General features: G+C 29.9%; 20 protein-coding genes, 2 tRNA genes and 8 pseudogenes. All 30 read left to right on the forward strand.

Translation table 11 applies throughout. From position 1 onward, the window contains the following. The first annotated feature begins 1 nt into the window (after position 1). Positions 2-393: pseudogene (locus ACZ1HD_RS03680) on the forward strand (ExbD/TolR family protein). Continuing rightward, entirely contained in the window at positions 394-1,218 is an 825-nt protein-coding gene (locus ACZ1HD_RS03685) for an energy transducer TonB (protein ID WP_472688662.1), read from the forward strand. It begins immediately after the preceding pseudogene. Between the two features lie 56 nt (positions 1,219-1,274). After that, a pseudogene (locus ACZ1HD_RS03690) lies at positions 1,275-2,480 on the forward strand (bifunctional folylpolyglutamate synthase/dihydrofolate synthase). A gap of 58 nt (positions 2,481-2,538) precedes the next feature. Next, positions 2,539-2,616, forward strand: a tRNA-Val gene (locus ACZ1HD_RS03695). 120 nt (positions 2,617-2,736) lie between these two features. After that, positions 2,737-2,814 (forward strand) — tRNA-Val (locus ACZ1HD_RS03700). A gap of 178 nt (positions 2,815-2,992) precedes the next feature. Continuing rightward, entirely contained in the window at positions 2,993-3,907 is a 915-nt protein-coding gene (locus ACZ1HD_RS03705) for an NAD-dependent epimerase/dehydratase family protein (protein WP_472688663.1), read from the forward strand. Further along, positions 3,908-5,191: a nucleotide sugar dehydrogenase gene (locus ACZ1HD_RS03710; protein ID WP_472688664.1), complete on the forward strand. Its 1,284-nt coding sequence runs from the start codon at positions 3,908-3,910 to the stop codon at positions 5,189-5,191. It begins immediately after the preceding gene. Positions 5,192-5,193: 2 nt separating this feature from the next. Beyond that, positions 5,194-6,129: a Gfo/Idh/MocA family protein gene (locus ACZ1HD_RS03715; RefSeq protein WP_472688665.1), complete on the forward strand. Its 936-nt coding sequence runs from the start codon at positions 5,194-5,196 to the stop codon at positions 6,127-6,129. A gap of 33 nt (positions 6,130-6,162) precedes the next feature. Further along, positions 6,163-6,588 (forward strand): adenylyltransferase/cytidyltransferase family protein, encoded by a 426-nt coding sequence (locus tag ACZ1HD_RS03720; RefSeq protein WP_472688666.1) that lies wholly within the window; start codon positions 6,163-6,165, stop codon positions 6,586-6,588. A gap of 4 nt (positions 6,589-6,592) precedes the next feature. Then, the gene (locus ACZ1HD_RS03725; RefSeq protein ID WP_079738240.1) at positions 6,593-7,024 is read left to right on the forward strand and encodes an adenylyltransferase/cytidyltransferase family protein; all 432 of its coding nucleotides are present in this window, start codon (positions 6,593-6,595) and stop codon (positions 7,022-7,024) included. Between the two features lie 3 nt (positions 7,025-7,027). Next, positions 7,028-8,348, forward strand: a pseudogene (locus tag ACZ1HD_RS03730) (UDP-glucose dehydrogenase family protein). A 6-nt stretch (positions 8,349-8,354) separates the two neighbouring features. Then, positions 8,355-9,314: pseudogene (locus ACZ1HD_RS03735) on the forward strand (GDP-L-fucose synthase family protein). A gap of 4 nt (positions 9,315-9,318) precedes the next feature. Beyond that, positions 9,319-10,447 (forward strand): annotated as a pseudogene (gene gmd, locus ACZ1HD_RS03740) (GDP-mannose 4,6-dehydratase). Between the two features lie 55 nt (positions 10,448-10,502). Beyond that, positions 10,503-11,550 (forward strand): annotated as a pseudogene (rfbB, locus tag ACZ1HD_RS03745) (dTDP-glucose 4,6-dehydratase). Continuing rightward, positions 11,547-12,416 (forward strand): glucose-1-phosphate thymidylyltransferase RfbA, encoded by an 870-nt coding sequence (gene rfbA, locus ACZ1HD_RS03750; RefSeq protein ID WP_472688667.1) that lies wholly within the window; start codon positions 11,547-11,549, stop codon positions 12,414-12,416. The pseudogene rfbB and the gene rfbA overlap by 4 nt, the downstream one beginning before the upstream one ends. A 134-nt stretch (positions 12,417-12,550) precedes the next feature. Then, positions 12,551-13,296 (forward strand): annotated as a pseudogene (locus ACZ1HD_RS03755) (lipopolysaccharide biosynthesis protein). 247 nt (positions 13,297-13,543) lie between these two features. After that, a complete protein-coding gene (locus ACZ1HD_RS03760) occupies positions 13,544-13,852 on the forward strand; it encodes a hypothetical protein (RefSeq protein ID WP_472688668.1) in 309 nt (102 codons plus the stop codon). After that, positions 13,849-14,930, forward strand: a pseudogene (locus tag ACZ1HD_RS03765) (DegT/DnrJ/EryC1/StrS family aminotransferase). Before ACZ1HD_RS03760 ends, ACZ1HD_RS03765 begins: the two are co-directional and overlap by 4 nt. Before the next feature lie 15 nt (positions 14,931-14,945). Continuing rightward, positions 14,946-15,467, forward strand: a complete 522-nt coding sequence (locus tag ACZ1HD_RS03770; RefSeq protein ID WP_472688669.1) for a hypothetical protein — start codon at positions 14,946-14,948, stop codon at positions 15,465-15,467. Further along, positions 15,446-16,249: a polysaccharide pyruvyl transferase family protein gene (locus ACZ1HD_RS03775; RefSeq protein WP_472688670.1), complete on the forward strand. Its 804-nt coding sequence runs from the start codon at positions 15,446-15,448 to the stop codon at positions 16,247-16,249. The genes ACZ1HD_RS03770 and ACZ1HD_RS03775 overlap by 22 nt, the downstream gene beginning before the upstream one ends. Before the next feature lie 18 nt (positions 16,250-16,267). Further along, a complete protein-coding gene (locus ACZ1HD_RS03780; RefSeq protein ID WP_472688671.1) occupies positions 16,268-16,732 on the forward strand; it encodes a GNAT family N-acetyltransferase in 465 nt (154 codons plus the stop codon). A gap of 36 nt (positions 16,733-16,768) precedes the next feature. Then, the gene (locus tag ACZ1HD_RS03785; protein ID WP_472688672.1) at positions 16,769-17,503 is read left to right on the forward strand and encodes an ATP-grasp domain-containing protein; all 735 of its coding nucleotides are present in this window, start codon (positions 16,769-16,771) and stop codon (positions 17,501-17,503) included. Between the two features lie 23 nt (positions 17,504-17,526). After that, positions 17,527-17,970, forward strand: coding sequence for a hypothetical protein (locus ACZ1HD_RS03790; protein WP_472688673.1), 444 nt, complete (start codon positions 17,527-17,529; stop codon positions 17,968-17,970). Positions 17,971-18,008: 38 nt separating this feature from the next. Continuing rightward, entirely contained in the window at positions 18,009-19,109 is a 1,101-nt protein-coding gene (locus ACZ1HD_RS03795; protein ID WP_472688674.1) for a glycosyltransferase, read from the forward strand. A gap of 121 nt (positions 19,110-19,230) precedes the next feature. Next, positions 19,231-19,788, forward strand: a complete 558-nt coding sequence (locus ACZ1HD_RS03800) for a hypothetical protein (RefSeq protein ID WP_472688675.1) — start codon at positions 19,231-19,233, stop codon at positions 19,786-19,788. Beyond that, positions 19,761-20,306, forward strand: a complete 546-nt coding sequence (locus ACZ1HD_RS03805) for an oligosaccharide repeat unit polymerase (protein WP_472689271.1) — start codon at positions 19,761-19,763, stop codon at positions 20,304-20,306. The genes ACZ1HD_RS03800 and ACZ1HD_RS03805 overlap by 28 nt, the downstream gene beginning before the upstream one ends. Positions 20,307-20,432: 126 nt before the next feature. Next, positions 20,433-21,335, forward strand: coding sequence for a glycosyltransferase family 2 protein (locus tag ACZ1HD_RS03810; RefSeq protein WP_472688676.1), 903 nt, complete (start codon positions 20,433-20,435; stop codon positions 21,333-21,335). Between the two features lie 165 nt (positions 21,336-21,500). Next, a complete protein-coding gene (locus ACZ1HD_RS03815) occupies positions 21,501-22,712 on the forward strand; it encodes a glycoside hydrolase family 88 protein (RefSeq protein ID WP_472688677.1) in 1,212 nt (403 codons plus the stop codon). Continuing rightward, positions 22,709-23,608, forward strand: a complete 900-nt coding sequence (locus ACZ1HD_RS03820; protein WP_472688678.1) for an NAD(P)-dependent oxidoreductase — start codon at positions 22,709-22,711, stop codon at positions 23,606-23,608. The genes ACZ1HD_RS03815 and ACZ1HD_RS03820 overlap by 4 nt, the downstream gene beginning before the upstream one ends. Positions 23,609-23,618: 10 nt before the next feature. Beyond that, a complete protein-coding gene (locus tag ACZ1HD_RS03825; RefSeq protein ID WP_472688679.1) occupies positions 23,619-23,762 on the forward strand; it encodes a hypothetical protein in 144 nt (47 codons plus the stop codon). The last annotated feature ends 21 nt before the right edge of the window (positions 23,763-23,783 follow it).

Raw genomic sequence — 23,783 nt, forward strand, 5'->3', positions numbered from 1 at the left:
TATGAATTTAAGAGGTAGAAATAAAGTAGATCCGTCTTTCAATATGTCTTCAATGACAGATATTGTTTTTTATTACTGATATTTTTTATGCTAACTTCTACGCTAGTAACAGTTAGTGCTATAGATGTTATTTTACCAAAAGCAGGTGGTAAAACAGAAAATAGTAAATCAGTTGCTGTTACAATTACCAATAATTCATTATTTTATATTAATAAATCTAAAGTCACTTCTTCGGATTTAGAAAGTGAAATTTTAAAAGAAGTTGGCACGGATAAAAAGAAAACGATTGTTATAAGAGGTGATCAAGATGTTCCTTATAAAAATGTGATGAAAGTAATTGATATTGCGAATAAGAATAAATTAAAAATGATTTTAGCTGTTAAAGGTAAATAAATGGCAATTTTAGATACAGGACATAAACGTAAATCAGCACTAATTACAGCAACAATTCTGATTTTATTAATCTTCGGAATTTATAATTATGGAATGCAGTATTTAGATCCGCCAGAAGAATATGGTCTTGCTATTAATTTTGGAGATTCTAATGTAGGAAACGGAGAGCCAGTTGTTAAATCAAAAAAAATAGCACCTAAAACAATTGAGAAAGAAGAGGTTGTTGAAGAGGTAGAAGAAAAAATTAAAGAAATTGTAAAAGAAGAAGTAATCACACAAGAAACAACCAAGGAAGTGCCAGTTGTTGAAAAAGTGAAAGAACTAAAAAAACAACCTGCTAAAGAAGAAGTGAAAAAAGTTGTTGAAAAGAAAAAGCCTAAACCAAAACCATCAAAAGAAAATCAAGATGCGTTAAACAAGTTGTTAAATGGTAATGATATGTCCGGAGAACCTAAAGGAGAAGGTGATGATAAGGTTGAAGGTGTTAAAGGGAATGAAGGAGGTGATGATAAATCCTCTAAATACTATGGTAATAAAGGTGTTGGTTCCGGCGGAAACTACAATCTTGCAGGTAGAAAAGCATTGTCTAAACCAATCAATCAACCAGATTGTAACGAAGAGGGTATCGTGGTTGTTAAGATTAGAGTAAATAAAAATGGTAAAGTAATTTACGCTAAAGCTGGTGAAAAAGGAACAACAAACAGTAAGCCTTGTTTAGCGAAACCTGCAGAAGCAGCCGCTCTTAAAACAACATGGAACCCTGATAGTGATGCGCCAGCAGTTCAAACAGGTACAATTATTTATAAATTCTCTTTATCTAAATAATCACTTACATTTGCCTTAAAAAAGTTACTTTTTTATAAAAGTATTATTTCATTAAAATGACCTACAAAGAAACTTTAGATTGGATGTTTTCGCAATTACCGATGTATCAAAAGCAAGGTAAAACAGCGTTTAAAAAAGACTTAACCAATATTTTAGCATTATCAGAAAAGCTAAATTTTCCGAGAGAAAAAATTAAAACAATTCATGTTGGAGGTACTAACGGAAAAGGTTCTACAAGCCATATGTTGGCGTCAATTTTACAAGAAGCTGGATATAAGGTTGGCCTGTATACGTCGCCCCACTTAAAAAATTTTACAGAACGAATTAAAATTAACGGAGAAGAAATTCCGAACAAAACGTTACCTCTTTTATTAATAAGAATAAAGCCTTTCTAGAAAAACAACAACTTTCTTTTTTTGAAATGACTGTGGGTTTGGCTTTTGAATATTTTTCAACAGAAAAAGTTGATATAGCAATTATTGAAGTTGGTTTGGGTGGTAGATTAGATTCTACAAATATAATTACACCGAAGTTTCTGTAATTACGAATATTGGATTAGACCATACACAGTTTTTAGGAGAAACTTTACCGAAATTGCTTTCGAAAAATCCGGAATTATAAAAAAAGGAGTTCCGGTTGTAATTGGTGAAGAGCAAGAAGAGGTTAAACAGGTTTTTATAAACAAAGCCTTAAGAGAAAGTGCTTTAATTGAGTTTGCATCAGGTTTCGAAGAGATATTTAAAACCGATTTGTTAGGGGATTATCAGAAGAAAAATGTTAAAACTGCAGTTAGAGCAATTAAAAAACTAGAAGGTTTCAAGGTAACAGAAGAGAATATCAAAAAAGGATTATTAAACGTAGTAAAAAATACAAGTTTAAAAGGAAGGTGGCAGATTTTGCAAAATTCTCCTAAAGTTATTTGTGATACCGCTCATAATAAAGAGGGATTAAGTATAGTTTTAAATCAGTTAAAAAACCGGAGATTTGTAAATTTACATATTGTTTTAGGCGTTGTTTCTGATAAAAAGTTAGATGAGGTTTTACCTTTGTTTCCTAAAGATGCTAATTATTATTTCTGTAAACCGGATATTCCAAGAGGATTGCCTGCGGCTATTCTAGAAGAAAAAGCAAAAGAATTTAAGTTATTCGGAAAAACTTTTCTCTCGGTCAAAAAGGCGTTTGATAAAGCTATAAGTGTTGCTAATCAAGATGATATAGTTTATGTAGGAGGAAGTACTTTTGTAGTTGCTGAAATAATTTAAAGAAAGTTTGTTTTTTATTTGGTAGGTTTAAAATCTATCTTATATTTGCATCCGCTTAGGGCAATTAGCTCAGTTGGTTCAGAGCACCTCGTTTACACCGAGGGGGTCGGGGGTTCGAATCCCTCATTGCCCACCAAGTAAATCCTACTAGAAATAGTAGGATTTTTTTATTGAAATTGTTTGATTAAAATAATTATTTATTTTTAAGAAAAAATTTCTCTAGATTAAAAAAACATTATATATTTGCATCCGCTTAGGGCAATTAGCTCAGTTGGTTCAGAGCACCTCGTTTACACCGAGGGGGTCGGGGGTTCGAATCCCTCATTGCCCACCAAGTAAAATCCTTCACAATTTGTGAGGGATTTTTTAGTTTAAATAAATCTAAAATCTCACAAGTGGTTCTTTTTTATTACATTTGTTTTCTTGAGAAAAGGTAAAAAGAGCACAATGGATATAGATTTATCAGGAAAAAAATACTTGTTACAGGAGGAGCCGGATTTATAGGTTCTAATTTGTGTGAAGTATTACTGGCTAAAGAAAATGCTGTAGTTTGCTTAGATAATTTTTCAACAGGAAAAAGTGAAAATATTCTGTCTTTTTTAGAGAATCCTAACTTTACTTTAATTGAAGGTGATATAAGAAATATTGAAACTTGTTTAAAAGCAAGTTTCAATGTAGATTTTGTATTGCATCAAGCAGCATTAGGTTCTGTGCCTAGGTCTATTAAAGATCCAGTTACTTCAAACGAGGTTAATGTTGGTGGGTTTTTAAATATGTTAGTGGCGGCTAAAGAAAATAAAGTAAAAAGGTTTGTTTATGCTGCAAGTTCATCAACTTATGGTGACTCAGATTCATTGCCAAAAGTAGAATCTGTAATAGGAAAACCTTTATCGCCTTATGCAATTACTAAATATGTCAATGAGCTTTATGCAGATGTTTTTAGCAAAACATACGGGATAGAAACCATTGGTTTAAGGTATTTTAATGTCTTCGGAAAAAGACAAGATGCTAATGGTGCTTATGCGGCTGTTATTCCTAAATTTATTAATCAGTTACTTAAATTAGAATCGCCAACTATTAACGGAGATGGTTTGCATTCTAGAGACTTTACGTATATTGATAATATAATTCAGATTAATTTATTGAGTTTAGTTGCCAATAAAAACGCTATAAATACTGTTTACAATGCAGCTTTCGGAGATCGAAATTCATTAAATGATTTAGTTAGTTATTTAAAAGAGTACTTATCAGAATATAATTCAGAAATAAAAAATATTGATGTAATTCATGGTCCTAATAGGTTAGGAGATATTCCGCATTCTCATGCAGAAATCAAGAAAGCCAAAGAATTTTTAAATTACAATCCTAAATATTCTTTAAAAGAAGGGTTAAAAGAATCTATAAAATGGTACGCAGAAAATTTATAAATGAGTAAAATTAAAATTACAATAATCGGTTTAGGGTATGTTGGTTTGCCATTGGCTAGACTTTTTGCTACAAAATATGCTGTAGTTGGTTTTGATATCAACGAAAATAGAGTTGCTGATTTAAAGACAGGTGTCGATTCTACTTTAGAAATAGAAGAAGATGTTTTAAAAGAGGTTTTAGTTGATGATAATAATCACGAAAAAGGATTGTTTTTCACAACGTCTAAAGAAGATATTAAAGATAGTAATTACTATATAGTTACAGTTCCAACTCCCGTAGATAAAAATAACAGACCTGTTTTAACTCCTTTAATAAAAGCAAGTGAACTTATTGGAAATGTTCTTAAGAAAGATGATATCGTTATATATGAATCAACTGTGTATCCTGGTGCAACTGAAGAAGATTGTATTCCAGTTTTAGAAAATATTTCCGGTTTAGAATTTAATAAAGATTTTTTTGCAGGTTATTCGCCGGAAAGAATAAATCCAGGAGATAAAAAACATACTGTCGATAAAATATTAAAAGTAACATCGGGCTCTAATAAAGAAACCGGTATTAAAGTTGATAAATTATACAATTCTGTAATTACGGCAGGAACCCATTTGGCATCATCAATTAAGGTTGCAGAAGCTGCAAAAGTTATCGAAAACTCTCAAAGAGATATTAATATTGCTTTTGTAAATGAGTTGGCGAAAATTTTTAATTTAATGGATATTAATACACAAGATGTTTTAGCCGCTGCTGGTACAAAATGGAATTTTTTACCATTTAAACCAGGTTTGGTTGGCGGACATTGTATTGGTGTTGATCCATATTACTTAGCGCAAAAAGCCCAAGAGTTTGGGTATCATCCAGAAATTATTCTTTCTGGTAGAAGAGTGAATGATAGTATGGGGAAATATGTTGCTTCTGAAGTTGCGAAACTAATGATAAAAGAAGGTGTAGAGGTTAAAGATGCAGCTGTATTGGTGTTGGGTATTACTTTTAAAGAAAATTGTCCTGATGTTAGAAATACAAAAGCAGTTGATGTTGTAAATGAGTTGGTTGATTTTGGAACAAATGTTACAATTTTCGATCCATGTGCAGATCCTGCTCAAGTTAAAAAAGAATACAATTTAGAGTCTCAAACTACGTTACCAAATAAAAAGTTTGATGCCATTGTGTTGACGGTTTCTCATGAAGAATATAAAACGATGAATTTAAATTCTTTAAAAAATGAGAAAGCTGTAGTATACGATGTTAAGAATTTTTTCGATTCAAAAGTAGTAGATAAATCATTATAAGAATGAAAAACTTTGCATTAATAGGTGCCGCAGGTTACATTGCACCAAGACATTTAAAAGCGATAAAGGATACTAATAATAATTTAGTTGCTGCTTTAGATAAATTTGATTCTGTTGGTGTAATGGATAGCTTTTTTCCGAATGCAGATTTTTTTGTTGAATTCGAGAGATTTGACAGGCATATAGAGAAGTTAAAGAGAAATCAAAATACAAATTTAGATTACGTAAGTATTTGTACTCCTAATTATTTACATGATTCTCACATAAGAATGGCGTTAAGAAGAGGTGCAGACGCTATTTGCGAAAAGCCAATTGTATTAAATCCTTGGAATATTGATGCTTTAGCGGCAATTGAAAAAGAGTCTCAAGGTAAAATAAATACCATTCTTCAGTTAAGATTGCATGAATCTATTATTCAATTGAAAAATAAAGTAGATTTAGCAAATAAAAAAGGGAAGTACGATATTGATTTAACATATATTACTTCGAGAGGTAAATGGTATGATATTTCGTGGAAAGGTGATGAGGCTAAATCGGGCGGAATAGCAACTAATATAGGTGTTCATTTTTATGATATGTTGTCTTGGATTTTTGGAAAAGTTCAAAATAATGTTGTTCATTTAAGAGAAAAAAATAAAGCTGCCGGTTTTTTAGAGTTTGAAAATGCAAGAGTGCGTTGGTTTTTATCTATCGACGAAAATGATTTGCCAAAAGAGGTTAAAGAGAAATTACAACGAACATATAGATCTATAACTATTGATAATGAAGAGCTAGAGTTTAGTAAGGGTTTTACAGAATTGCATACCAAAAGTTATCAAAAGATTTTATTAAATGAAGGTTTTGGGTTGGATGAGGTAAAAAACTCTATAGAAATCGTTCATGATATCAGAAATAAAGCTATATTACAAACAGGTGAAAAACACCCCTTTGTAAAGTAAATAATTAATCTATATTTGCATTAAAATTTAAATATGAAGAAAAAAGCAATCATCGTATCTGGTTACTTTAACCCGATTCATAAAGGACATTTAGAGTATTTTAATAACGCTAAAAATTTAGCAGACGAATTATTTGTAATTGTTAACAGCGATTTACAAAGAGTGTTAAAAGGTTCTAAAGAATTTCAAAAGGAAGAAGAACGGTTATTCATAGTTCAGAATATAAAAGCTGTTGATAAAGCATTTATATCTATAGATAAAGATAGAACGGTGTGTGCTTCAATTAAACATCTTCATGATACTTACGGAGACGAATATCAATTAGGTTTTGCAAATGGTGGAGATCAAAATAATAACTCTATTCCAGAGGTACCGACTTGCAAAGAATTAGGTATTGATTTAATTGATGGTTTAGGAGATAAAATACAATCATCTTCTTGGTTGTTAAATAAAAAATAAGGAAATGAAAATAGGGATAACTTTTAGTGCTTTTGATTTGTTTCATGCAGGTCATGTTAAGATGTTAGAAGACGCAAAGCGAGAGTGTGATTATCTAATTTGTGGTTTGCAAACTGATCCAACTTTGGATCGACCAGAAAAAAATAGACCAGTACAATCTGTAGTAGAAAGGTATATTCAGTTGAAAGGATGTAAATATGTAGATGAGATTGTTCCTTATGCAACAGAACAAGATTTAGAAGATATTTTAAGATCATTTAAAATTGATGTTCGTATTATTGGTGATGAGTATGCAAGTAAGATGTTTACAGGTAGACAATATTGCGAAGAAAAAGGTATAGAACTATATTTCAATAAAAGAGAGCACCGTTTTTCTAGTAGCGGATTGCGTAAAGAGGTGCAAGAAAAAGAAAATTTAAAAGTTAAGGACAAGTAGTTTATGAATATAGCTGTTATAGGCTCTGGTTATGTGGGTTTAGTCTCTGGGACTTGTTTTGCAGAAATGGGGAACAAGGTGACTTGTGTTGATATTGATCAAAATAAAATACATAAATTAGAACAAGGGATTATTCCTATTTTTGAACCAGGTTTGGAGCAAATGGTTTTAAAAAATGTAAAAAATAATAATTTGTTTTTTACAACGCAATTAGGTGAAGCAATTAGCGATGCCGAAATTGTGTTTATTGCTGTTGGTACGCCAATGGGTGATGATGGTTCTGCAGATTTGCAATACGTTTTAGCGGTTGCTAAATCTATTGGAGAAACAATGAGTAAAAGATTAATTGTTGTTGATAAATCTACAGTTCCTATTGGTACAGCAGATAAAGTGAAAGCAACAATTCAATCTGAATTAGATAAACGAGGAGAAAGTGTTGAGTTTCATGTCGTATCAAATCCAGAGTTTTTAAAAGAAGGAGCGGCTATTAATGATTTTATGAAACCCGATAGAGTGGTGATTGGTGCAGATTCCGATTATGCTTTTGATAAAATGAAGCAATTGTATTCACCTTTTTTAGGACTCACGATCGCTTTATCACTATGGATATTCGTTCTGCGGAAATGACAAAATATGCTGCAAACACAATGTTAGCAACAAAAATTTCATTTATGAATGAGATTGCGAATATTTGTGAAAGAGTTGGTGCAGATGCTAACAAAGTAAGAATTGGTATTGGTTCAGATAAAAGAATTGGGTATAGTTTTATATATCCTGGTGCTGGTTATGGAGGATCTTGTTTTCCTAAGGATGTTAAAGCTCTTAAGAAGATTGCCGAAGAAAATGGTTATAAAGCAAACTTGATTGAATCTGTTGAGAACGTTAATGATGCTCAAAAATTAGTAATTGCTAATAAAATAGTAAAACGTTTTGGAGAAGACTTAACAGGATTTACTTTTGGTTTATGGGGATTAGCTTTTAAGCCAGGAACTGATGATATGAGAGAAGCTCCGGCTATTTATATCGTTAAAGAATTAGAAAAAGAGGAGCAAAAGTAAACGCTTACGATCCAAAAGCAATCGAAGAGTCTAAAGAGTTTTACTTAAAAGATGCAAAAAATATAAAATATTGTAATTCTAAATATGAAGTTTTACAAGGTGCTGATGCTTTAATTTTGTTAACAGAGTGGAAGGAGTTTAGGTCTCCTGATTTTGAAGAGATTAAAACACAATTGAAATTACCAATTATTTTTGATGGTAGAAATCAATATAATGCATTTAATTTAGAAGATAACGGATTTGAATATTTTCAAATTGGTAAATAGTTTGTAATGAATAAACATACAAAAATTTATATTGCTGGTCATCGAGGAATGGTAGGATCTGCTGTTTGGAGAGCTTTAGAGAAAAAAGGTTACACAAATTTGATAGGTAAAACTAGCAAAGAATTAGATTTAAAAAATCAAGCAGAGGTTCTTAAGTTTCTCGAGGCAGAAAAACCAGAGGCTATAATCGATGCAGCTGCAAGAGTTGGCGGAATTTTAGCAAACAATGATTTTCCTTATCAATTTCTAATGGAAAATATGCAAATTCAAAATAATTTAATTGATAGTGCACTAAAATCCGGTATCAATAAATTTATTTTTTTAGGAAGTTCTTGTATCTATCCGAAGTTGGCTCCTCAGCCACTTAAAGAGGAGTATTTGCTGACGGACTCGTTAGAACCAACTAACGAATGGTATGCAGTAGCAAAAATAACAGGTGTAAAAGCGTGTCAAGCAATCAGAAAACAATTTAATAAAGATTTTGTAAGCTTAATGCCGACAAATCTATATGGCTATTTTGATAATTTTGATTTGAAAACATCACATGTTTTACCTGCAATGTTACGAAAGTTTCATGAAGCTAAAATTAATGGGAATTCAGATGTGACGTTATGGGGCAGTGGAACACCAATGAGAGAATTTTTATTTGTAGATGATATGGCAGAAGCAGTAGTATATGCTTTAGAGAACAAGTTGCCGAATACTTGTATAATGTTGGTTCTGGTAAAGACATTACAATAAAAGTATTGGCAGAAACAATTCAAAAAGTTACAGGTCATGAAGGTGGTATTGTATGGGATTCCCAAAAACCGAGATGGAACACCAAGAAAATTAATGGATGTTTCAAAAATGAAAAATATCGGTTGGGAATACTCAACAGAACTACAGGAAGGAATTGAGAAAACCTATAAATGGTTTTTAAACAATATAGAAAATATAAAAGAGGTTAAATTAGAAGCCAATTAAATATATGAAAGTAGCGTTAATTACAGGTATAACAGGTCAAGATGGATCTTATCTAGCAGAACTATTATTAGAGAAAGGATACATGGTACATGGTATTAAAAGAAGAGCTTCACTTTTTAATACAGATAGAATAGACCATTTATATCAAGATCCTCATGATCCTGATCAGAGGTTAAAATTACATTACGGTGATTTAACTGATTCTATGAATTTAACTAGAATTATACAAGAATGTCAACCCGATGAAATTTATAATCTAGGTGCAATGTCGCATGTAAAAGTGTCATTTGATATGCCAGAATATGTTGGTAATGTTGATGGCCTTGGTACTTTAAGGATTTTAGAGGCTGTAAGAATTCTTGGTTTAGAAAAGAAAACAAGAATATATCAGGCTTCAACATCAGAACTTTTTGGTGGATTACCAGTAAAATAAAAATGAAAGAGGTTTTTATGACGAAAACTCCCCTTTATATCCTCGTTCACCGTATGGTGTTGCAAAAATTTATGGTTTTTGGATTACAAAAAATTACCGTGAAGCATACAATATTTTTGCTTGTAACGGACTTTTGTTTAATCATGAATCTCCTAGAAGAGGTGAAACTTTTGTGACAAGAAAAATTACACGTGCTGTTGCTAAAATTGCTTTAGGCTTACAAGAAAAAGTGTATTTAGGAAACTTAGAAGCAAAACGTGATTGGGGACACGCAAAAGATTACGTAAGAATGATGTGGATGATTTTACAAGCAGATCAACCAGAAGATTGGGTAATTGCAACTGGTGTTACTACAACTGTTCGTGATTTTGTAAGAATGGCCTTTAGTGAAGTAGGTATTGAGTTAGAATTTAAAGGAGAAGGTGTAGAAGAAAAAGCTTTTGTTACAGCTTGTAATCATAAAGATTTTCAAGTAGAAATAGGCAAAGAAGTTTTATCTATTGACCCTACTTATTTTAGACCTACAGAAGTAGATTTATTATTAGGAGACCCTACAAAAGCCAAAGAAAAATTAGGTTGGGTGCCGTAACACGATTTGGCTTCGTTAGTAAAAGATATGATGCAAGGAGACGTTGCATTAATGAAAAAGGATGTTGATTTGTTAAAAGCAGGTCATGAGATTTTAAAGCAGGTAGAGTAAATTATATTTTTTAAACACAATTCTTTATTTGATAATTAATAAATAAACAGAAAAAATGAAAAAGATATTAATTACAGGAGGTGCAGGTTTTATAGGCTCTCATGTTGTTAGGTTGTTGGTTAACAAATATTCGCAATACCATATTTTTAACTTGGATAAATTAACATATGCTGGAAATTTGGAAAATTTATCTGATGTAGATGATGCTGTAAATTATACTTTTATAAAAGGAGATATAACGGATGAAGAGTTTGTGGATAGTTTGTTTAAAAAATACAAATTCGATTCTGTAATTCATTTAGCGGCAGAATCACATGTAGATAGGTCTATCTCAGATCCTTTAGCTTTTGCTAAAACAAATATTTTAGGAACTATGGTGCTATTAAATTCTTTTAAGAGTTTATGGCAAAATAAATGGGGAGGTAAATTATTTTACCATGTAAGCACGGATGAAGTTTATGGAACTCTTGGGGAAACAGGCCTGTTTACAGAAACTACAGCATATGACCCCAATTCACCTTACTCAGCCTCAAAAGCAAGTTCCGATCATTTTGTGAGAGCTTATGGAGAAACATTTGGTTTGCCATATGTGATTTCAAATTGCTCTAATAACTATGGAGCAAATCAGTTTCCGAGAGAAATTAATCCCTCTATTTATAAATAATATATTAAATAATAAATCATTGCCAGTATATGGTGATGGTAAATATACAAGAGATTGGTTATACGTTGTAGACCACGCAATCGCTATAGATATAATTTTTCACAAAGCTAAACTAGGAGAAACCTATAATATTGGAGGTTTTAATGAATGGCAGAATATAGATCTGATTAGGTTATTGTGTGAACAGATTGATGAAAAACTCAACCGAAAAGAGGGACAAAGTGAAAAATTAATTACTTATGTAAAAGATAGACCTGGTCATGATTTAAGATATGCTATAGACGCTAGTAAGATAAATAAAGAATTAGGTTGGAGTCCTAGTGTAACTTTTGAGGAGGGACTTTCAAAAACTATTGATTGGTATTTGGATAATGAAGAATGGATGCAGAATATAATGAACGGTGATTATTTGAATTATTACAAAAAACAAAATATATGAAAGGTATTATTTTAGCAGGAGGTTCGGGTACTCGTTTACATCCATTGACAATAGGGGTTAGTAAGCAGTTACTGCCAATATATGATAAGCCTATGATATATTATCCTTTGTCAGTATTGATGTTGGCAGGAATAAAAGAGATTTTAATAATTTCAACACCGCATGACTTACCAAACTTTAAAAAACTATTAGGAGACGGGTCACATTTAGGTATTAAACTTAGCTATAAAGAGCAACCTAGTCCAGATGGTTTAGCTCAAGCTTTTATTCTCGGTGAGAAGTTTATAGCTAACGATGATGTTTGCCTCGTGTTGGGAGACAATATTTTTTATGGCGCTGGTTTACAAAAATTATTAATTGAAGCAGTTCAAACTGTAAAAAAAGAGAATAAGGCTGTTGTTTTTGGTAATTATGTAAACGATCCAGAAAGGTATGGTGTTGCTGAATTTGATGCTAAAAAAAATGTAATTAGTATTGAAGAAAAACCCAAAGAACCAAAGTCTAATTACGCAGTTGTAGGTTTGTATCTATACCCGAATTCGGTTGTTGAAATTGCTAAAAATGTAAAACCGTCTGAACGAGGAGAACTAGAGATTACTACTTTAAATCAATTTTATCTTAATGAAGATAATTTAAAACTTCAAATTTTAAGTAGAGGTTTTGCTTGGTTAGATACAGGGACGCATGAAGCTTTAACTGAAGCAACTGAATTTGTAAAGGCTGTTGAAAAAAGAACAGGATTAAAAATAGCATGCTTGGAAGAAATAGCAATTAATTATAGATGGATTTCCAAAGAAAAGATTGCAAAAGAAATACAAAATCTTAAAGGGGAATATTATGAGTATCTAAAAAAAATCACAAAATAAGTGACTTTAAAAAAGCAAACGTTTTCTCGAGTTTTATGGACATTTATGGATACCTTTTTAGTTAAGGGAATTATGTTCATTGCTATGATTTTATTAGCAAGATGGATTGGGCCGAAGATTTTGGACTTATTGGAATGATTGCTGTTTTTGTAGCTATAGGAAGATCACTTACGGATAGTGGAATGACTAACTCTTTGATTCGTTCAAAAGAACCGGATCAGTCAGATTTTTCTACAGTTTTTATTGTAAACATTGTTATGAGTATATTGGTTTATACTATTGTATTTCTTGCAGCCCCGTTTATTGCAGATTTTTTTGGACATGAAATTTTAATTAATATCATTAAAATTTATTGTTTACTTTTTTAATCATTGCATTTTCAGCCGTTCAACTTGCTATTTTAACAAAAAGAATGGAGTTTAAAAAAATAACCAAAATAAATTTCCCAAGTACTATAATAGGAGTTGCGTTAGGACTTTATTTAGGGTATAATGAATTTGGAGTATGGAGTGTTGTTTGGATGTATCTTAGTACAGAACTAATAAGAAGCGTTTTATTATGGTTTTTTTCAGATTGGAAGCCTAAGTTTGTTTTTTCTAAATCAAAATTTAATTTTCATTTTAAATTTGGTTATAAATTAGTGCTTTCAGGACTTTTGGATACTATTTTTAAGAACATTTATAACATTTTAATAGGGAAATATTTTTCTGCACAAACGCTTGGATTTTATGAAAGATCTAAACAGTTTAGTGAATACCCTTCAGCTACATTAACTGGTGTTATAAGTAAAGTAACTTATCCAATGCTATCTCAAATTCAAGAAGATCCAAAACGTTTAGAAACTATTTATCGTAAATTAATACGAGTTTCTTTTTTATAATTGCACCATTAATGCTAGGATTAGCAGCGATAGCAAAACCTCTTTTTTTGATTTTATTAGGGGATGAGTGGCTACCTGCAGTTCTTTTTTTCAGATTTTAACTTTAGCCATGATGCTTTACCCTATACATGCATTTAATTTAAATATACTCCAGGTTTATGGAAGAAGTGATTTATTTCTGAAATTAGAAATTATAAAAAAAATAGTCATTACAGTTACTGTTTTTTTTGCTTTCCAGTTTGGTATTATGGGATTAGTATGGTCTAGTGTTTTTACTTCTTTTACTGGTCTTGGTATTAATATGTTTTATTCAAGTAAATTAATAGATTATCCTGTTTTTAAACAAATCAAAGATTTAAGTATAACCTTAATTATTGCAATTTTTGTTGCTTTTTTAATGTATAAAACAACTACTTTATTACCTAACGTATTAAACATAGTGCAAATAATATTAGCTTCTTTAGTTGGGATTATTGTATATATAGGAATAAACTATTTGGTAAAAACAAGTCCACTACACCAAGCAATACCGCTTTTAAAAAACAGAAACTTATGATACCTATAACAAAACCTTTTTTACCACCACAAGAAGAATATCAACATTATTTAGATGGTATTTGGAAACGTCAGTGGTTAACTAATATGGGGCCTTTGGCCAGCGAATTAGAAATAAAGTTGAAAGATTATTTATCTGTGAATCATTTGTTATTTGTTACAAATGGTACAGTAGCTTTACAGATGGCAATCAAAGCTTTAGGTTTACAGGGAGAAATAATTACAACTCCTTTTTCATTTGTAGCTACAACAAGTAGTATTGTATGGGAGGGATGTAAACCCGTTTTTGTTGATATAGATAAGAAGTCATTAAATATTGATGTAACAAAAATTGAATCTGCAATAACTGAAAAGACTTCTGCTATTTTGGCAACTCATGTATATGGTAATCCGTGTGATGTTTTAGCAATTGACAAAATAGCTAATAAGCATAATTTAAAGGTTATTTATGATGGAGCACATGCTTTTGGTGTGAAAGTAAATGATAAATCTATTTTTGAATATGGTGATATAAGCACATGTAGTTTACATGCGACTAAATTATACCATTCTATTGAAGGTGGCTTATTAGTTACAAAAGATTCTACTTTATTAAAATCCTTAATTTATATGAGAAATTTTGGTTTTTCAGGAAAAGAAACTTTTGCAGAATTAGGAATAAATGGAAAAAATTCAGAATACCATGCAGCTATGGGATTAGTGAATTTAAACTATATTAAAACAATTCATAGTAAAAGAAAAGAATTAACGGAATTGTATAATTTAGAGTTAAAAGAGGTAGAAGCAACAAGACCTCATTGGTTTAAGGATTCTACAATAAATTATTCATATTATCCTTTAGTTTTTCATTCTGAGAGCTTAATGTTGAGATGTATGAAGAGATTGCAGTCTAATGAGGTATTTACAAGAAGGTATTTTTATCCCTCTTTAGCAAGTTCTCTACCCTATATTGATAAACAAGCTTTTGGTGTTACAGATGAAATTGCTAGCAAAGTATTATGTTTGCCCTCTATTATGATTTAACTATTGAAGAGGTAAAATTGATATGTAGAATAATTTTAAATGAACAAAATAAATAAATAAATAAATAGAATATGAAAATATTAGTAATTGGGCAATGTACATTACATTGGGGAAGAATGGAATTTGGAAATATAGGAAATTTTTATATTATGGAACCTTTTTTTAGATTACTACATGAGGTGTTTCCTAATTCATACATACAAACAACCTTTCAAATGTCTGAGGGTTTCTGTGAAAGAGAAAATATTAATTGTGTGCCAATGGAACTTTATTATGCTTGGGATAACGATTTAGATTTGGCAAAAAAAGAACTTTTAATCTCAGAAAATTATTTAAAATCTAACTCATTAACAGAAACAACCCCTTATATTGAATTAGTTAAGAGTATGGATTTGGTTATTGATTTTAGTGGAGATATTTGGGGGGATAATGCCGACTTCTTGGGAGATGATAGATTTTATGTAGGTTTAGTAAAGGATCGAGTTGCTCAAATATTTGCAAAAAAAACAGCAATGATAGCAGGTTCTCCTGGACCATTTAGCGAAGGTAAAACCTTCAATTTGCTAAAGAAGTGTTTGAGAATTTTGATATAGTTACGAATAGAGAGAGTATTAGTAAAGGGTTATTAGAAAGTTACGGCTTTAATACTTCAAATACTCATAGCCTAACGTGTCCAGCTTTTCGTTTTGAACCTGCATTAGTTGATAAGATTAAAGGTTTTGATAAAATTGATAAAATTCTTTCTAACGAACGTAAAAGCATAGGTTTTCTAATTTGTGGTTGGAACTTTACTGAAGGGCCTTTTGATAAATGGCCACGCCCAGATAGCGATTATGAAGTGTTTGCAGAAGTTATAGAAAAGTTTAGTAATGAAGTTGATGCCGATATTTATTTAATGTCACATTCAAACGGTTTTCCTTTACCTCCTGCTGAATTTAAACTTATTCATGGAAGAGATTACCCTATAATGCAACAACTTCAGAGAGTGATAGACAAAAGAGGAAAAGCAAGAAACGTATATTTGCTTGAAGAAGTATATGACGCATGGGAGTCTAAAGCAATATTAGGTCAGTTTGATATGGTTATTAGTGGAAGAGTTCATGCAGCTGTTGGAGCAATGAGCCAAAGCGTACCAACTGTAGTTTTAGATTATGGGCATGAACCTAAGGCACATAAATTACGTGGTTTTACAGAGTCAGCGGGTCAATTAAAGTATTTAGCTCAGCCTGATATATTAAATGATGTTTATAGTAAGGTTATCGAAGCTTGGGAAAATATGGACGAAATTAAATCTAATTTAAACGTTAATATTCCTTTAGTTAAAGAGAAAGGTAAAGAAAACTTTACACTTCTAAAAAGTTTATTTAACGAATAGTATTAGATAAATATTTGAATGAAGCTAAAAAACAACTTAAATTATGAAAATAGTTCTATAAAGCATTCAATAAATGTATCGAATTATATAGATATTCGTAGCCATTTAGAGAGGTGTAATCACTTATTTAAACCTGTTTTAAGTAGTTACATAAATATTGATGAATACTCTATGAAACTATTTGAGCAATCTATAAGGTATGAAATTTTTTATGATTTAGATTTAATAGGTTTGGTAGCTATATATCATAATTCTAATTTAGGGTTCATATCAAATTTTAGTTTAGAACAAAACTTTATAGGAAAAGGTTTATCTAATGATTTAATGTTAGCTTGTCTAAGCGATTCGATAAATAAAAAACTAGAGTCTATAAGACTTGAAGTATTTAAAGAAAATACAAGAGCAGTTAAATTTTACACTAAACATGGTTTTATAATTGAAAAAGAAAATTACAAGGTCTTTACTTTAGTTAAAATTCTTTAAATGTAAAAAGTTGATATACACCTAAAAATAAAGTAAATGAATAAGAAAAAGTTATTACTCTTGGGAGGGTTAAAATATTTAATTCCTGTTATTGAAAAAGCAAAGAATTTAGGTTATTATGTTATTACTTGTGATTACTTGCCTAATAATATAGCTCATAAGTATTCTGATGAATATCATAACATTAGTATTCTAGATAAAGATTCGGTACTTTCTTTAGCTAGGAAGCTTAATATAGATGGCATTATGTCTTTTGCTGTTGATCCTGGTGTTCTTACTGCAGCTTATGTATGTGATAAAATGGGACTTCCAACTGCTGGACCATACAAATCAATAAAAATTTTACAAGACAAAGGTGTTTTTAGAGATTTCTTAAGAGATAATAATTTCAATGTACCTAATTCTAAAAGCTACAAAGATATTAACTTAGCTCTTAAAGAATTTGATTTTAATCTCCCAGTAATTGTTAAACCTGTTGATTCTGCAGGAAGCAAGGGTGTTACAAAAGTAAATACTAAGGCGGAATTAGAAGTAGCCATTCTAAATGCCGTTAAAGCATCTCCAACAAAAACCTTTATTATTGAAGACTATTTGGAGTGTAAAGGATTTGCTTCAGATACAGATTGTTTTTCTGTTAATGGATCTCTAGATTTTATAACATTTTCAAATCAAAGATTTGATCTAGAATCCCCTAATCCTTATGCTCCAGCTGGATTTACTTGGCCCTCTACAATGAGTGAAGAAAATCAAGATTTTTTAAAAAAGAATTAAAACGGTTAATAAACCTCTTAGAAATGGAATCTTCTATTTATAATATAGAAGTAAGATTAGCAACAAATGATAAACCATATATTATGGAGGTTTCACCTAGAGGAGGAGGTAATAGACTCTCTGAAATGATTGAGTTAGCTACAGGTGTTGATTTGATCACTCATAACATAAAATCGGCTATGGGAGAAAAAGTAGAAAGCTTAAAAGAACCTCAATATAAAACTAATTTAGGTCAATTAATTTTGCACAGTAATAAAGGAGGGGTTTTTAAAGAAGTACTTATTGATCCAAGTATTCAAAAAAACATTTTAGAAATTGATTTATGGATTAAGGCTAATGATAAGATTAACTCTTTTTCTTCAGCAAGTGATTCAATAGGTACAATTGTTTTAGAATTTTCAGAGAAAGAAAAGTTAGAAGATGTAATTAATAACTATTCAAATTATATTAACGTTGTCGTTGAATAATTTAAAATAAAACACCCTGGTTTTTAACCAAATATAAGATGATAGCATATTCTAAAAAAGAAAAACTTAATGAAAAGGAGGTTTTAGTCTCTATTTCTTGTCTTTCATTTAATCATGAATTATATATACGCCAATGCTTAGAGGGGTTTATAAATCAGAAAACCAACTTTGCATTTGAAGTACTAATTCATGATGATGCATCTACAGATAAAACAGCTGAAATTATTAAAGAGTATGAGGTTAAATATCCAGAAATAATTAAACCTATTTATCAGTCTCAAAACCAATATTCTAAAGGGGTAAAGGTGTCTTCGAAGTACAATTGGTCTCGCGCAAAAGGTAAGTACATTGCTATGTGCGAGGGGGATGATTATTGGACAGATTCTCTTAAACTTCAAAAACAGGTAGATTTTTTAGAAAAGAATGAAGATTATGGTTTAGTGCATACTAATTTTGATACTTATTATCAGGATTCAAATTATCTTCTTAAAAACACTCATACAGTTTACAATATAGAAATTAAAGATAATTGTACTCTTAACTATTGGAACTTGTTTGGTGAAGCAATGGCTACAATTAAAACTCTTACAGCTTGTTTTAGGTACGATTTAATAAAAGAATGGCAAACAGTTACTCCGGAGAATAAATGGTTAGTAGGAGATTTTCCAATGTATTTTTTTATGTCTTTAAAATCAAAAGTTGGATATTTTAATGAATCAACATCTGTATATAGAACGGTTCCTCAAGGGTCATTAAGTAATGTAGGTAATGATTTTAATAAGAAACTTAATATAAGAAAAACATATGTTGATATTAGGTTGTATTTTTTTGAAAAATACCAATTAGAAGAAAACAAATTCAAAAAAGCACTTGTTAGAGACTTTAATATCTTGTTTGATTTTACTATTCTTTTAGATAATAAAAGTGTTTTAAAAGAATATCTAGATAAATTTGGTACTATAAACAAACAAAAGCCATCAAATAAACTATATAAAATTTATTTAAAGTCTAATAGCCGAACATTACAAAGGAGTATTCAATATATAACAAAAATCAAATTATTTGGTTCTACATACATAAATAAACTTTTTAACCTAAAGTTTCTTATCTCAACTATTAAGAGAAAATTTTTACAATAAATAGATGTTTTTATCCGCAAGAATCAATTTTATTTCAATTTTATTACTGTTAGCCATGATAATTATATCGCCACCAGTAATGAATTATGTATTTTATTTACTTTTTGTATATTGTATAAATATGGGGATAAAAGAAAAATCACTTTTAAATCCTTATTATATATTTGCTGTTTCTCTAATTTCCTTAATAGTTTATGATCCTCAAATTAGTGATTTCTTAATTAATATTCCATTAGATATATATATATTAATATTATTAGGAACTTGTTCTTTTTTGTTGGGTATGATAGTAGTTGACAAAAAGCCCATGATTAAAAGAGTACAGCAAAAAACAAATAACAAAAGAGTAAATAAAAACCTATTTTGGGTGTTTTTAATTTTAGGATTAATTCCTCATATTATTGGATTTTTAAAGGTGGGTATCCCTATATTGAATCAAAACAACGTAAGTGAATTGCGAGATAACTATTTACCCGCTGGCTTAAGTTACTTTATTTTTTTCTTACCAATAACCATTACCATTGCCTTTGCAAATAAAAATAAAAAGTTAATTCTTCTGTCAATATTTCTTAATGGTTTTATTAGTATTGTAAGAGTTTCAAAATTTGATATACTTGTATTTTCTATTTTTTTATTATTCTCATATTTAAAATATGGAGAAAAAAATCTACTTCACTAAAAAAAATTTTATTTTTTACTGCCCTTATTTTTGTAGTTCCTTTTATTTTTGATTGGTTTTATAATTTAAGAAATCAAACGGATACAGGAAATAACTCTTTTTTGTTATCTAATGCATCAATTTCAGACTCTCTTTCGAATGCGATATCCTTACCTTATCTATACCTAACCACAGCATGGTCTAATTTAACTCAAACAATTTTAACTGTAACAGATTTTAATTATGGGGCTTATACATTTCATCCATTCATATCTGCCTTACAATTAGATAATTTTATTAATTATACATCTAAAAAAGTGATTTATGAGTACCCGTTTAATACATTTGCTTTTCTAACTGATTATTATATGGATTTTGGTATTGTAGGTATGATTACAATACCGTTCTTAGTTGGTTATATCGTTTTTTATTCTTATAAGAAATCTGTAATGTCAGTCAATCCAATAAAAGATGGGCAATTTATTATCTTGGCAATACCAACTTTGATGCTTTTTTTAGTAATCATTTTACTAGTGTAGGATATCCTTTTATTGTTTATATATTGTATGGTATTATTGGTTTTTTGTTTAGATTTAGAATTTAAGTTAAATATTAAAGTTGTAAATCAATAAAATTTTAGAGATAAATTAAAAAGTTAGACTTCTATGATAAAAGTATCAGTTATTATAACCACATATGGCAACCCTGTTTTTTTAGAGAAATGTATAGAAAGTGTTTTTAATCAATCATTAAAAGACATAGAACTAATTATTGTAGATGACAATGATTCCGATACGGAGGCTAGATTTTTAACAGAAAAAATTGTTGATAATTTTATAAAATCTAAAAGAAATATTTCTTATTTAAAGCATAAGTTTAATAAAAATGGTGCTGCAGCAAGAAATACAGGTATTGCAGTAGCATCAGGAAAGTATATTTCATTTTTAGACAGTGATGATGAATATCACGTCGATAGATTGTATAAATGTTATGAAGTTATGGAAATGAGTGATGAAACTGTAGCGGGTGTTTATACCGGGTGTGAGTTCAAGAGAAATGAAAAAACATATCATATCCTTAAAAATGTTTTAGAAGGTAATTTTTTGAAGGAAACATTAGCATGCACGTTTAAGTTTTCTACTGGTTCAAATATTTTTGTACGTAAGTCTGTAGTCAATGAACTCAATGGCTTTGATGTACAGTTTTTAAGGCATCAAGATTATGAGTTTTTGGTTAGACTTTTTCAAAAATATTCATTAAAAGCAATTCCAGAGGTTTTAGTTATCAAGAAAAATGAAAACTCTAATTTACCAGATGTTTATAAAATTATAGATATAAAAGAACTTTATTTGCTCAAATATGGATCTATTATTAAAAGTCTTAAATATGAAGATCAAAATTATATTTATCATAGTCATTATGTTTTTATAGCAGAAAATGCACTTAAAACAAAACAAACAAGGATATCTAATAATTATTATTCAAAAGCTAAACAGTTTGGTTCTTTGTCTATGCGGAGTAAATTTAAGAGGATAGTATTTAAAACATTAAATTTCATTAAAAGATGATGAGAGATAGCTTCTATAAATTTTATTGTAAAGTTCATAAAATAACAAAACAAATATTACAAGGAAAGAGTAAAGTTCAATTCCGTATGATTAATATTAAAAATGATATATACATTAATCAAGAAGAAATTGAAATTAATGGTTCATATATAAATGATATAGAAATTGATACACCTTCTAATATTAGTAAAAAATCTTTTTCCGTTAGAGAATATAGTTGCTATTGGTAGCAATCTTCATTTAAAAGATACCTACGTAAAAAATAATAAAGTTAGTTTATCTCTTGGTGTCAATATCACAGAAGCTAAAATTACTTGGGAATCTTTTTTAAATTCATCGATTATTCCAATGGGATATAAATTTGAAGGTCTTCATTATACGGGTTATATTGCTGATGATATTAACGAATGGTGTTTGCCTAGTTGGATCTGGACTAACGCAGCCCTTGTAAGAATGTATTGTAATATAGGTGAAATTAAAAAGGCTACACACATTGGAGATTTACTTTTAAAACAGCAGTTAGAATGTGGTGGTTGGATTGTTCGTAATGATTATAAATCAGAAGGTGCAGTACCAACATTAGCACCAAATGATTCTGCTTATATTGCAAATAACGCATTCATTGAATTGTATAAAGTAACGAGAAGTGAGATTTATATAGATGCAGCAAAAAAATGTGCAGATTGGATTATTGAAACAGCAAGACCAGATGGTTTGGTTTGGTTCAGGTTTGATATGAAAAGTAAAGAATGGTCTAAGGATTATATTATAGTTGACACCGGATTTACTGCAGGGTTGTTTGCTAATTTGTTTGATATTACTCAAGATATAAAATATAAGACATTTTTAGAAAAATTTGTAAGCCAATTTGTTAATTTGTTTTTTAGTCTTTCTAATAAAGGTTTTGCAACAAGTTTAAATAAACAGAATAAGCAAATTGGGGGTGTGTTTGCAAGGGGGCAAGCATGGGCATTAGAGGGCTTAATACCTGCGTATAAAGTGCTAAGAAAAGATCAAATTAAACAAGTTATAGACCTAACAATTAGCAATCTTCTACAAAAACAATTACAAAACGGTGGATGGGCATATAATTTTTCTAAACCATTTTTAGGTGAAGATTGTAAGGGGGTCGCTGTAATTGCTAAAAGTTTAATGGAATGGAACTTAATTGAACAGAATAACGAGGTTGTTATAAGTGCTAAAAAAGCATTAGAATGGTGTGGTAAACGTACAGCGAATAAAGGAGAATGTAAAGGTGGTATTTTCTCTTTTTGTATGGAAGGGGCAGTAGTACATAATTTTTACACTAAAACAGCTTTTGTTTATAGCTCTGCTTATGCAATTGAAGTTTATGATATGCTAAAAGCTATAAGATGAAAATAATTATAATAACAGTTTCAATAGATGACGGTAAAAAATTAAAAGATGCTTTAAAGTTATTGAATAATGATTTTTCATCTGTAAAAAATTATACAAAAAAAGATATTTTATCTAATCCTAGTAAATTTAAAGATACATCTTATATTTTTTCAACGTGGTTTATGCCAGTTTTTTCGCAAAAAGAATTGAAAGAGTTTCTTCCAAATTTAAAAGCTGTTTTTTATGCCGCAGGTACCGTTAAATATTTTGCAGAACCTTTTATTAATAGTGGTGTTAGAGTTTTTTCATCAGCAATAGCCAATGCCATACCTGTTGCAGAATTTGTGACAGCTCAAATTCTATTGGCAAATAAAGGTTATTTTCAAGCACAAAAAGAATATAAAAAACCGTTTTGGAGGTTTAGCTTTAGTAAAGCGCGTAATTTTTCGCTTAATAAGAAAGGTAACTATAATGCTAAGGTAGGTATTATTGGTTGTGGTGCAATTGGTGCAAAGGTTGTAGAATTTTTGAAACCATATAATCTTAAAATTTATGTATATGATCCTTTTATTTCTGATAAAAGAATATCCGAATTAGGAGTAAATCGTACAGAATTAATAGATGTTTTTAAGAATTGTGATGTTATCACTAATCATTTGCCAGATATTGTAGAAACTAAAGGTATTATTAATTGGGAGTTACTTTATCATTTGAATAAAAATGCAACACTAATTAATACAGGTAGGGGTGCACAAATAATTGAAAAGGATCTTGCAAGAGCTTTGCGTAAAAAACCAAATGCGTGTGCTCTTTTAGATGTTACAAATAAAGAACCTATTAGACCTTGGTCTAAACTTTTGAGATTGAAAAATGTATTTATTACACCGCATATTGCAGGAAGTTTGTCTCGGTGAAAATGATAGAATGGTAAAATACATGGTTACAGCATATTTAAATACCGTAAATGGCCTTACAGATATTTGTGAAGTTTCTATAAAAAAATACAGAATCAAACTTAAAGTGATGTTAAAAAGAATTACATTTTATATTAAAAAAGTTAATAGCTAATGGTTTTCTTGTTATTAAGAA

Source organism: Polaribacter sp. HA6-7 (assembly GCF_055693625.1).